This is a genomic window from Desulfovibrio sp. Fe33, assembly GCF_028532725.1.
In the GTDB taxonomy this organism is placed as follows: domain Bacteria; phylum Desulfobacterota; class Desulfovibrionia; order Desulfovibrionales; family Desulfovibrionaceae; genus Pseudodesulfovibrio.
Genome location: NZ_JAQKGU010000002.1, coordinates 373,304 through 385,742 on the forward strand (window position 1 = coordinate 373,304; position 12,439 = coordinate 385,742).

A 12,439-nucleotide genomic window follows, 5' to 3' on the forward strand; every position below is an offset into this window, starting at 1 on the left:
TCTGCTAGAAAATGTTCGTTGCGTATTCGACGATGCCCCATCCGAGCATGGCCAGGGTCATGATGAACAGGACGCGGCGTTCGGTCCGCTTGCTGAAATAGGTCACGCCGCTTTCGTGGACGAATTTGCGTTCCTCGTTGTTCTGGTTCTGCATGTTTGGTCTCCTTGGTTGATCGGCGGCCCGCCCGAGAGCGGGCCGCCGGGTTGTGGATTTCAGGTCAGGGTCGTCAGAACGATGGCAGACTGCCGAAGCCGAGACCCGTCCAGTATATTGCCGTGAGCAGGACGATCATGATGTTGGCGATGAACCACATGGGGACGCCCACGCGCAGGTAGTCCTTGGGCTCCAGGTATCCGGAGGCGTAGACGATGGCGTTGGGCGGCGTCCCGATGATGAGGCAGTAGGCGAAGGACGACGCCACTGCGGTCGCCATGGCCATGAACGGCAGGAAGGTGGTGCCGGGGTGCACGATGCTGGCCATGTTCAGGGTGATGGGACCGACCGCGGCTGCTGCCGGGCCGTCGGCCATCAGGTTGGTCAGCACGGCGGTCAGGCCGTTGGAGGTCAGCATCAGCGGGATGCCCTGGCTCATGCCGAGCGGAGCCAGCATGTCGATGACGGACTGGGCCAGCCAGAATGCGGCGCCGGTCTTGTCCAGGGTGCGGCCGAAGATGATCGCGCCCGCGTACAGCCAGACAACGCCCCAGTCGACCTTTTCCTGGTAGTCGCGCCAGTTGACCACGCCGGCCAGGAGATAGGCCACCGCGCCTGCGACCGCGATAACGCCGATGCCGAGACGGATGGGGTAGATGCCCATGTTGTAGAATTCCTTCTCGGTGAACCATCCGAAGACCATGATGACGAAGATGACCATTGCCCAGATCTGGTTCTTGTTCCACTTGCCCATCTTGCTGATTTCGCCCTCAAGGTGATGCATGGCCGGAGCCAGAGAGCGAATGCGGGGCTTGAAGAGCATGTTGGTGGCGATCCAGGTGATGGGGATCATGACGATGACGAAGGGCATGCAGTACAGGATCCACTGGGCGTAGCCGATGTCCATGCCGAACATGTCGGTCAGGTAGGTCATCATGATGACGTTTCGTGCGCCGCCGGACGGAGCGCCGGGGCCGCCGATGTTACAGGCCATTGCGATGGTGATCATCAGCATCTTGGCCAATTCCTTGTCCTCGGGAATCTCATCGGTCAGGCTGTTCTGGTAGAGCAGCATACCGATGGGCAGGAACATGGCCGCCAGGGCGTGGTCGGAGATGAACGCCGCGAGTGGGGAGATGACGACGAAGAAGATCAATGTGATCCAACGTACGTTGGGCACTGCGAGTTTCTTGAACATGAGCAGGCACATGCGCTTGTCCACGCCTGTCTTGACGAAGGCGGTCGCGAACATGAGCGAACCCATGATAAACCAACACGCGTCATCCCAGTACAGCCCTGCCACCTCGCTTCGCGAGACGACGCCGGTGAAGACCAGGATCAGGCCGATGCAGAACGCCACGCCCGGCAGCGGCATGCATTCGGTCATGAAGCAGAAGACGACGAACACGACCATTGCGATGGAGACCTTGATGTTCCAGGCTCCCTTGTCCGCGCTGGATTGATCCCGCTTGGACAGGTCCGCGTAGTCGAGCCCCTTCATGCGCTTGTCAAAGGCGCTTTTCATGATGATCAGGTACTTGTCCGCGGGCACGTTATCCTTGATGAATTCGTACGCGCGCTTGAAGTTGGCCTGGTCAACGGGGATCTTGTACTTCTTGGCCCACTTCTCGTCGCGCTTCATCAGGCGTTCCTTGGACAGGGCGCCCATGCGCATGTTCTGTTCCATCATGCGGGCGGTCAGGATTTCCCACTGCTCGCAATCGGAACTCTTTTTCTGGAAAAGTTCTCCGCACAGGAAGTCGGTCACGACCTTGGGGCCGACCGAATACTGCATACCAACGTCTTTCATGCCCTGGGGGGTCGGAAGAAGCAGGATTGCAGTGAAAAGTACCACCGGAATTATGAGCAGCTTCCAATTGACGAACTTGTCGTAACCGGTTGCTTTCTTCTTTGCTTGAGCCATGATGTAACCTCGCAATCTGGCTTCGGGTTAGCTGGACGAAATGATCTTGGCGATTTCGTAGAAGACTTCCTGCTCGCGGACGATGCCCACATCCTCTTTCCCCGCTCTGACGAGCATACGCCGGGCCGGAAGGGTAATCATGGTGTTGGCCACTTCCATGAGGTTGGCGTCGGCGTCGATGACCGGGATGATGTCGGACATGATGTCGCGAACGGGATTGTTCATGATCTCCTTAACGCGCGAGGTGAACAGTCCCTGCCAGAACATGGTCGAATACTGCAGACTGTCGGCCATGGACGGTTTGGGGGCGGACAGGTAGCCCGGCCTGATGGCGTCCACGAGGTCGAGGGGACTGAGAATACCGGCCACGCTGCCGTCATGTTTGGTCACAACCACCGAGCGGTGGCCGGTGTCCATCAGGCGATCCGTAGCCATGAGGTGGCGCATGGATTTTTCCAAGGCCTTGATGGCGTCGCGGACGGTGCTGTCCAGCGGGATCTGCGTGTATTCGTCCAAGGGGATCATGATGCCCTTGGCCAGTTTCTCGACGTACGGTGCCTTGGTCGCGTAGTCGTATGCGTCCTGAATCTTGGTGCTCAGGAGATCCACGTCGCAGGGTTTGGCCAGGTAGTCGAAGGCCCCTGTGTCGAGGGCTTTCTTCGCTCCGGGCATGTCGCCGTGTCCGGTGAGCATAATCACGGGCAGATCCGGCATTCTCTTCTTGATGATCTTGAGTGTTTCGTGACCGTCCAGGCCGCCCATCTTGACGTCGAGAATGACGACGTCCGGCTTCGCATCCAGTTGCTCCAACGCCTCTTCCCCGCTGCCCGCGAGAATCGTCTCGTATCCTTTGCGGGCTAATATTTTCGCGGTGGTAGTCCGGAAGCGCTCCTCATCATCGACCATGAGGACCTTGATTTTAACCATTACAACCTCCTTGAGTTAGCTAGCGCAGTTCACCCTGACCGGTGGCGTCAGCCATCCGGGCGGAGCGTATCTTCTGTTTTTGGAGAGTGACCTTCTCGAAGGCTTCTTCGGCCTTGCTGAGAAAGTCCTTCATGCTCACGGGCTTGATCAGGTAGTCCAAAGCCCCGAGCTTGAGACCTTCAACAGCGGTCTCCATGGTGGCATGGCCGGTGAGGATGATGACCTCACTGATGGGATAGTCCTTCTTGATGTGCTGCAACGTCTCCATGCCGTCCATTCCGGGCATCTTGATGTCGAGAAAGATCACATGGGCCTCGTAGGACTTCAGCACCTCCAAGGCTTCGGTACCGGAGGTCGCGGTTCGCGCCTCGATGCCGAGCTTCTCGAAGAGTTTTTTCGTGGTGCTGAGCAGTCGCTCTTCATCGTCCACGAGCAGGATTTTCATCTGTTCCATGATGTCACCGTTGGGTTGATCGGTTTATTCCGCAAAAGCTGTCCTAACCTAGCAACTCGTGTGCCAAGCATAACATGCTTGTTTTTAAGTATATTTTTATGCAAAAATGTTTGCGCGATGATTTTGCCAGATAAGATTGCGCGCAAAATCGGGCTGAACGGTAAAAAGACGAGGGGCAGGGAGGAGTTGCGGGAAGACGGCTGAAAGCCTACAGCTTCCTGGGATTGCGGGGGAAAACCATGCGGCGCCCTGCATTCTTCATGACGAGAGGCATGGATACTGCTAGGATTTGTTACAGTTGTGTTACGATATTGGTCTTGGGGACCGAGGAGAAAATGAGATGAAGCCCTCGTTATATTATGACAAAAATGACTATAAGCTACTGGAAATAGTAGAAAATGTTTTAAATAGGGGTGTGGACAGGGCGCAGTTCAAGACCCTGCTTGAGCCATACCTTAAACCACATGGCATCAAGGAACTGGCAGCAGATAGGGGCTTGCGTATCGCCTATGCCATCATGCATTTGCTCGAATCCCTGAAGTCCGACCAGGCCTCGGAGCGGACCAAGGCGCTCATCGCCCTTCGGGACGAAACGCTGACCGCCGCCAAAGGGGGTATGCGCAACAACCGGGCGAGGGTATTGGTCCAGATCGGCAAAGAACTGGTTCGCGCAAAGGGCGACCGTTGCCGTCAATTGGCACTGGCGCACGATTTCAGAAGAGCCGCAGCCGGCAAGGTCGGTTTTCTGCGCGAGCAGTTGCGCCGTTACCATCTTCTCGAAATGCCCGAGGAGTGGAATCAGATAGCCTTCGACGACCGGGTGCATGACGCCAACAGCAAAGGGCGCAAATCCGCCACCCATTTGGTCATGGACGCCTGGATCAAAGGCATTCGCTACCTTACGGTTGTCTACTACGACTGCGTGGACCTGGCCGTTGCCAGGGAACTGCTTTCCTCGGCGGCTATCCTCGGCGTGAAGGTGCGCATCGGCATCGAATATCGCGCCCTGCATCGGGGCCGTTTCGTCAAGATAGTCTGGTGCCCGGGCGGATTGCGGGATGATTGCGACATTGAGGGATTGTTCCGTGTGGACGCCGTGCGCGAGCTCATGGAGCAGGGCAGGGAGGTCCGCTCCTCCCGGTCCGAATATGTGCGGGCCGTGGCCCAAGCCTTCAATGAGCGGCACCGCCAGTCCATATATAAGGAATTCGGGGTAATGCTCGCCCCGGTGGATTATGACGCGATGGTCGCCGATCTGGGCGTGGAGGAGCCTTCCGTCCTGCACCTCGGCAATTACATCCACGCCAGGGCCATGCCTTTGTTCCAGGAGCGGGTGGCCGCCCTGCGCCAGGGGTATTCCGAGGCCGATTACGACGCCAAGGCGGCCATAGCCATGCAGGTCGAATCCCTGGACGCCCTGGATGTGGACACCATCGCGGCACGGTATCTTTCTCCCGAAGAAAACCGGGATATCCCCGATCCGGATGAGCCGAGACCCGAGGGTATGCCCGAGCTCCTTTCCCTGAGTCCGGCCGATTTGACCGCCCGTTTGCGCAATGCTGCGCATTCCAGCCACCTGACCCTGATTCTGGCGGATCTCGAATTGGAGGATGTCCTGGAAATCCTGTTCGAGTGCCGGGGCCGGATATCCCATCTCGAAATATTCAACACCAAGCACCTGGAACCCGGCCAGAATCGGCAGCGGATGCCATTCAGCCAGTTGCAGAAGGCGCTTAACGAACAGAACGCCGTCAAGCTCAAGCATCTCATCCGGGAGTGCATGGATCATGTCCGCGAGATGGATGCGCCGGATCGCGACGACCGCCTGCGGTCGCTGGAAGACCTGCTGGAGCGCTTTTACCTGCTGCTTGAATTCTACAAGCGGTTTCCGCTGGGAACGAGCATCGGGTCCGGCTCCACGGGTCGTTCCACCCGGACCCACGGCATGGGGTTTGCCGTGATCGAAACCCTGCCCCTGCGTGCGCAACGCGAGATCGACCGGATGCGCGCCGACCGCATCCCGATGCAGGGGGCCGTGGTCAAATCCAACGAGTACTTCATGCCCGGGCGGGGGCGGGGATTGTGGAACGCCATGGTTCGTCTGGCGGCGCAGTTTTCCCTTTTGCGGCGGTTGGTCTGCCGCACGTCGAGCGGGTGGCGGGTCGAAGGATACGCCGTGACCGAGGCGGAAGGGAGCAATGTGGTCGCGCTGGGCGGAAAGCGTTGCGAAGGCAATGGGTTGAGCCTGTTTGAGCCCGAGGACTATTGCAAGCGTCGTCCGTCACCCGGTCACCTGAACACCGGGCTCAAGAACGTGCTCAAGGTCCTGGCAGGATTCATTCCGGCATTCCTGACCTTTTACCTGACCAAGGACTGGTGGGTGCTGGCCTATCTGGGCGGCGTTATCTGGTTTTCCATCACCGGCCTGCGCAACGTCATTCAGTCGGTGCTCGGAGGCGGCGGATTCCGCCGATCGCCGTTCCTCGCCTGGAACGACTATGTCAACTGGGAGCGCATTTCGGAATCACTGCTTTATACGGGTTTTTCCGTTCCGCTTCTGGACTGGTTGTGTAAATCCGTGGTCCTGGATCAGGGGTTGGGCGTGACGACAACCACCAACCCATTGCTTTTGTATACAATCATGGCGCTGACCAATGGAGTGTACATTTCAAGCCACAATGTAATTCGGGGCCTTCCGAGGGAAGCCGCCGCAGCCAACTTCTTCCGCAGCATCCTGTCCATCCCAATCGCCATGCTGTTCAACATGGCGGCCGAGGGAATCCTGTTCCTGTCCGGGGTGGCCAATCCCATGGTCGAATTGCAACTCTGGGCGGCGGTCATCTCCAAGCTCGCCTCGGACTGCGTGGCCGGCGTCATCGAAGGTTTCGCGGACCGCAGGCGGAATATCGCCATGCGCCGCTGGGACTACTCCGAGAAGTTGCGGCAGGTTTTCGAGATATATTCGCGCCTGGAGATCGCCTTTCCGACCAGGGATATGCTTGGAATGCTCAACAGGCCTGCTGAATTCCTGGCTTTCTCCAAGGAATCCGGCTTTGATCGCGTACCCGAGGTCATCGCCAATGCCCTGGATCTGCTATACATCATGGCGTACAAGCCGCGCGCCCGCGAGGCCCTGCGCCAGGCCCTGGAGGCCATGTCCGAAGACGAACGGGCGGTGTTCCTGTCCTCGCAGCAGATTTTGCGCGAGGAGCAGGCCGTGTCCATGCTCTTCGTGGACGGGCTGGTGGGGCGCAACTTCGCCAAGGGGCTTTCCTTCTATCTCATGCGTTATCCCGACTACTTGAAGCAGATCGAATTGATGACCGCCGAGGCCCGGGAAAAGTAGAGAGGGGACGGGACCCAAGTCCCGTCCCCTCATTCGGTGATCCGTCCAGGTCGGAAGACGAATCTACGCATCCTTGCCGGGGATACGGACGGTGAAGGTGGTCCCTTCGCCCTTTGCGCTTTCCACCGTCAGCTCCCCGCCCAGGGAGTCGATGATGGAGTGGCAGACGGAGAGGCCCAGACCCGTTCCCTGGCCGGGCGCCTTGGTGGTGAAGAACGGCATGAATATCTTGGACATGCTCTCCTGATTGATGCCGCATCCGTTGTCGCTCACGGTGACGACGGCCCAGCCGCGCTCGTCTCTGCGCGCCTCGACGTCTATGCGGCCGCCCTTTGCTCCGTGCCGGTCTACCACGGCGTGGATGGCATTGTTCAGGAGGTTTATCATGACCTGCTGCAACTGGCCGGGGTCCGCGAGAACGGCCGGGATATCCGGCTTCACTTCACAGGTCACTTCGATTCCGTTGACCGCCGCCTTGTTCCGGATCATTGACCCGACCTTGGGGAGAAAATCGGTCAGGTCCACATCCTGGACTTGCGGCGCGTCCTGCCTGCCGAAACGCAGGATTTCACGGGTGATGGCCGCGCAGCGACCAATCTGCACCTGGAATTGATCGGCGATTTCCTTGAGTTCGTCGCACGCCTCGCGGTTGGCGCAGACGTCGGTAACGTCCTTGAGGGTCAGCTCCAGCAGGGCGAGATCGGTCTTCATGATTTGGAGCGGGTTGTTGATTTCGTGAGCGAAACCTGCGGCCATCTCGCCCAATTCGGCAAGACGGGCGGCCTGGAGCAGTTGGGCCTCAAGCTTGCTGACGGCCTCTGCCTGGGTGCGCAGGGTCTCGGTCAGTCGGCGGCTGACGATCAGGGCTAGAACAATGATGACGCCTCCGCCGCAGAGCAGCACGACGATTACGGTGTAGCTCGCCATGAGCACCGGCTGGAAGGCCTCTTCCTTCTTCTGGCGGACAACGAGCCTCCAGTTGCCGTCGTTGAGCCGGGCCGAGGCGAACAGGTAATCCTCTCCGCCGTCGGAGCCGGTAAAGGAGACGAGGTTTTCCTCCTGCGCCGGATAGGGGTAGGCGTCCCGCTCAAGCAGCGCGCCGCCTGACCTGCGGCTGGTCTGCAACACGCCTTCCAGGTTCAGGATATAGGCCTCGCCGGAGTCGCCGATGCCCGGCGCATTGACCATGTTGCCGAAAAACGTGGGGTTGACGGTGGCCCTGAGGACCCATGCCTGGCCGTTGATACGTCTGACCACGGCGACGATGAAGTGGGGCACCTTGCGGTATCCGAGGAAAACGTCGCTGATGTAGAAGCCGTTATCCAGCGTCTCCTTGTACCAGTCCGCATCCTTGTAATTCTTGTCGGCCAAGCCAAAGGGGCCCACGTAAGCCGCGTGCCTGCCGTTCGGGTCGATGAGGCCCATGTCCTGGAAAACCTGTCCGCCGACCCGCAGCCATGCTGCAACTTCCTCCGCTGCGGCGCTTCCGGCCGGATTGTCGGCGGGGATCAGCGCGAGGAACGATTCCAGGTCGCTGCGCCGCTCGTGCAGGAATTCGTCGATGAGCTTGGCCCTGTCCACGGCGGCCTGCCGGATGGACGAGGTTGCGAACTGTTTGGACGCCCCGGCAAAGGAGTAAAAGCCGATAGCTGCCGATATGAGCAGGGGGATCGCAGGGATGACTATCATGGTGATGAGGAGCAATCTGTGAATCCCGCAAGACGATGTTTGCTTTGCCATAGCTGTTCTGCCTGATTAATTTGCAAGATGTGTTGAAAATTTATTTTTATTCCAAGTAGTTAAAAAATCGCGCAAAATATGTAGCTTACGTTATGGTGTCATGTGGTATTTAGCAACCATCATGCCGAAAATGGTTTGACAAAGAGGCTTCGGGCGGCATAACGGCAAATTAACGTAGGGCGGCGCTTGTCTTTTTTCAGGGGCCGCAAGCAAGCTCGGGAGGTTCCCATGCCGTCACGGATCGTCGCTGGCAACTGGCTGTCAAACTGGGTGCGCAAGCATTTTCCCTGGCTGGTGCGCAGGCTCGGCCTGCGGGGCAAGCTGCTCCTGGCAATGATGCCTTCCATCGTGGGGATATTGCTGTTCACGGGCTGGGCCTCCTACAAGGTCTCGGACGAATTCATCGAAATCGCGCTGAGCCGCACCGTGCGCCAGAATACCCTGGCCGTTGCCCACGAGATGGAGCAGTACCTCGAGGGATGCCGCACGGACCTGTTGTTTTTCGCGGGGGGGCGCACCGATGCCGACAGCCTGCGCGATGCGTTCAACCGACTGCTGAAAGCGGGCGGCAAGCCCTACTTCGAGCTATGCTATCTCCCGGCGACGGGCGGCAATCCCGTGATCCTGGTCCGGCAGGGCGACGCCGTTCGGGAAATTGCTCCGGAAGAGCTGGACCGCGTGCGGCCGTCCCTCTTTTCCGAACTGGACCGCCTGGAGTCGCTCAAGCCGGGCGGCGTGGCCGTTTCGGAGATATTCGAAGTAACCTATCCCATGCCCACCCAGGAGAGTGCCAACCGCTACAGGACGGCTAATGTTGTCCGATTCTACACCGCTTGTCCGGGAAACGGAACCGAGCCTCCCGGGGTTATGTTCATGTCGGTGGAGGCCACCAATCTGCGCAATCTCCTTTCCTGGTATAATTCGCGCAAATCACCGTTGTGGGCCTTTCCCCGCAGCGATGAACTCCGCTTCAGCTATTTTTTCAACAACGACGGATGGATTCTTTTCCAGTCTTCGGACTACGCCAAGGGGAACGGCAAGCTGACCACCTTTCTGGCCCGTGAAGGGTTCGACGGCTCCCTGGGCAAGCCGGGCAACGCGGCCGCGTTCCGGCCCAACGAGAAGCATACCCTGTATTGGGATGCCGTGGCCTCCGTGCGTGAGGGCGGAAGCGGCCTGAGCCGGGTCAAGGAAACGGCCTCGTTCGAATCCGGCGTGGATTCCCATTACTTCAGCTATGCTCCGGTTCTTTTCCGGGCCGACCCGTCAGGGCCGCCCACAATCTGCGGCGGGGTGGTCTTTGTGGACCGCAGCCAGTTACCGATCATCGCGGGTTACAAGAACATGGACGTCATGCTGTTCGTGACCATCGGCGGCATAGTGGTCATTTCCATCCTCATCTTCCTCTTCGGGCGCATCCTGACAAAGCCTGTGCGCGAATTGGCGATGTGCATGGACAGGTTGAATTCATTGGAGGAGATGGAAGAGATCGATCTGCCGTACAGGGGGTACGACATCACCGTGCTCCAGGAGTCCATCAACAATATCATCCGCCGGGTCAAACAGCAGGTGGTGGAGATTCAGGCCAAGGACGAGGCTATTCTCAACGTGAACAACCGCGAGCCTATCTCGCTGGAGCGCGAGCGGGAGTTGCTCATGGAGAATGAACTGAGCCGTATTCCTGAAATCGTCGGCGTTGGGGCGGCGACGGCCAACCTCAAGGTGAACATTCTCAAGGCGGCCCAGGTGGAGGTGGATGTGCTCATCGCGGGCGAGACCGGCACCGGCAAACAGCTCGTGGCCGAGGCCATCCACGCCCACTCCAGCCGGGCGGAAAAACCGTTCGTCTCCATCAACTGCGGCGCGTTGGACGAGAACCTGCTTCTCGACGCCTTGTTCGGCCACGTAAAGGGAGCTTTTTCTGAAGCCAAGGACGACCGTAATGGCGCCTTTATCGAGGCTGACGGCGGCATTCTCTTCCTGGACGAGGTCCAGTCCGCTTCGCCAAAGGTTCAGCAGTCGCTTCTCCGGGCGCTCGCCTCGCGCAAGATCAAACCGCTGGGCAGCGACAGGGAGGTCACGGTGGATGTGCGCATTCTGGCCGCCACCAACGTGGATATCCCGTCCCTCATCGAGGACAACACCTTCCGCGAGGACCTGTATTACCGGCTCAAGGTCATCTCCATCAACACGCCCGCTCTGCGCGACAACCGCGAGAACATCCCGCTGCTTTCGGTCTATTATCTCAAGCAGGCCGAGGCACTGGCCGGTCGCGAGCACCTGGACCTGAGCAAGGGCGCGCTGGCCAAGCTGGTTTCCCATGACTGGCCCGGCAACGTCCGCGAGCTGGTCAACTGCATCACCCGCGCCGCGGTCATGGCCGAAACGGACGTCATTCAGCCCGAGGAAATTCGGCTGGAAAGTGATTTCGGCACCTGGTCCGCGCCTTCGCAGTCCGACGATCCCGACAGGAACGGCAGTTCCAGGCCGGCTGTTTCGGAAAACACCTCGTCCGCAGCCGCGCAACCGGCTTCGCCCGAAGATTCCGGCCTCAACCCCCGGCAAAAGGAAGCCTGGGACGTCATTCGCAGGCAGGGCACCGTCACCCGCAAGCAATATCAGGATCTGGTGGGCGGCAACCTCCCCACCCGTACCGCCATTTATGATCTACAGGATTTCGTGAAGCGCGGGGTCCTGGTCAAAAAGGGCAAAGGTCCGTCCACACGTTATGAGGTGGTCAGCGACTAGGAGAGCGACTGTTTCGACAGCCGGAAGCCCAATGACAGTTCCATGAAAAAAAGAGACTTCGCCGACAATCGGCGAAGTCTCTTTCGTTTGAGGTCAGACGGTCATTGCGCGAGCGCACGGCCGTCGTCTTTGCGGCTTATTCAGCCGCTTTTCGGGCCGCTTCGAGCCAGCCGTTCCAGGTGTCCTGGTGGGCGGCGATCCACTCATCCACATGCTTGGCGATATCCTTGTCGGACTTTTCGCCTTCGTTCATGCGGGTGTTCTGCGCGCTGACGTCGTCGATGGTCAGTTTGAAGCTCTTGAGGAAGGCGGCGGCAGCCGGGTTCTTCTCCATGAATTTTTTGTTGGCCACGACGGTGATGTCGTAGACGATGAAGCCAGGCCGCAGGGGATCGGTGACCGCGCCGGTCACGCCGGAAACGGTGCTACCGACGTCGCCTTTCTCGGGCACGTTGATCCACATGACGTCTTCGCCCGGCTTGAGCTTGTACACCGTCCAGTTGGGCGTCCAGGTGTAGAAGAATACCGGCTTGCCGGACTTGTACGCGCCGATGGCCGAGGCCATGCCCGCTTCATAGGAGGCCTTGTTGGGCTTGATGTACTTGTCCAGGCCGTAGGTCTCCATGTGGTTGGCGATGACCTTTTCGCAGCCCCAGCCCGGAGGGCAGGCGGTCAGATCGGCTTTGCCGTCACCGTTCAGGTCGAACGCCTTGACCACCTCGGGACGCTTGAAATCGTCCAGGGACTTGATGCCGAATTCGTCCACTTCCTTTTTGGATACGAGATAGCCCTGCATACCGCCCGCCTTGATGATCGGATCGAGAATCACGGCCCTCTTGTCGAAGTTCTTGGGCAACTGGGGGTTGTGCAGCGGGAAGTTGCCGTTGCACCAGTAGTCGATGTCGCCAAGGTAGATGGACTTGTAGGCGATGGGGTTTTGCAGGTCTTTGGGCTTTTCCACGTCGTAGCCCAGTCCCTCCAGGCCTCGACGGGCCAGGGCTTCCTGGAAGAAGCCGGTGTTCCAGGTGGCGCGCGCGGGCCGGACGGTGACGCCCTTGCCGGGTTTCATGTCCATGGCCATGGCGGAAGTCGCGATCAGGACCGCGAACAGAGCGGCCAGTGTGCGATGCATAAGTTTCATGGAAC

At 59.2% G+C, this 12,439-nt stretch carries 8 protein-coding genes; 2 read left to right on the forward strand and 6 right to left on the reverse strand.

Annotated elements, in window-relative coordinates:
• Positions 1–4: 4 nt before the first annotated feature.
• From PSN43_RS04500 to PSN43_RS04515, 4 genes are all read right to left on the reverse strand, one after another.
• Positions 5–154, reverse strand: coding sequence for a hypothetical protein (locus PSN43_RS04500; RefSeq protein ID WP_272699516.1), 150 nt, complete (start codon positions 152–154; stop codon positions 5–7).
• A 73-nt stretch (positions 155–227) separates the two neighbouring features.
• On the reverse strand, positions 228–2,078 hold the full coding sequence (locus tag PSN43_RS04505) for an SLC13 family permease (RefSeq protein WP_272699517.1): 1,851 nt from the start codon (positions 2,076–2,078) through the stop codon (positions 228–230).
• A 27-nt stretch (positions 2,079–2,105) separates the two neighbouring features.
• The gene (locus PSN43_RS04510; protein ID WP_272699518.1) at positions 2,106–3,005 is read right to left on the reverse strand and encodes a response regulator; all 900 of its coding nucleotides are present in this window, start codon (positions 3,003–3,005) and stop codon (positions 2,106–2,108) included.
• Between the two features lie 19 nt (positions 3,006–3,024).
• Positions 3,025–3,459 carry a response regulator gene (locus PSN43_RS04515; protein ID WP_272699519.1) on the reverse strand — a complete coding sequence of 145 codons (435 nt, stop codon included), beginning with the start codon at positions 3,457–3,459 and terminating at the stop codon, positions 3,025–3,027.
• Positions 3,460–3,874: 415 nt separating this feature from the next.
• Here PSN43_RS04515 and PSN43_RS04520 point away from each other — a divergent pair, with 415 nt between their 5' ends.
• Positions 3,875–6,805, forward strand: coding sequence for a hypothetical protein (locus tag PSN43_RS04520; protein WP_272699520.1), 2,931 nt, complete (start codon positions 3,875–3,877; stop codon positions 6,803–6,805).
• Between the two features lie 63 nt (positions 6,806–6,868).
• Here PSN43_RS04520 and PSN43_RS04525 read toward each other — a convergent pair whose 3' ends face one another.
• A complete protein-coding gene (locus PSN43_RS04525) occupies positions 6,869–8,494 on the reverse strand; it encodes a sensor histidine kinase (RefSeq protein WP_272699521.1) in 1,626 nt (541 codons plus the stop codon).
• Between the two features lie 279 nt (positions 8,495–8,773).
• On the opposite strand from PSN43_RS04525, the gene PSN43_RS04530 reads away from it, so the two are divergent.
• The gene (locus tag PSN43_RS04530) at positions 8,774–11,293 is read left to right on the forward strand and encodes a sigma-54-dependent transcriptional regulator (RefSeq protein WP_272699522.1); all 2,520 of its coding nucleotides are present in this window, start codon (positions 8,774–8,776) and stop codon (positions 11,291–11,293) included.
• Positions 11,294–11,429: 136 nt separating this feature from the next.
• Here the strand turns inward: PSN43_RS04530 and proX are convergent, their stop codons facing one another.
• Entirely contained in the window at positions 11,430–12,434 is a 1,005-nt protein-coding gene (gene proX, locus PSN43_RS04535) for a glycine betaine/L-proline ABC transporter substrate-binding protein ProX (RefSeq protein WP_272699523.1), read from the reverse strand.
• Between the last annotated feature and the right edge of the window lie 5 nt (positions 12,435–12,439).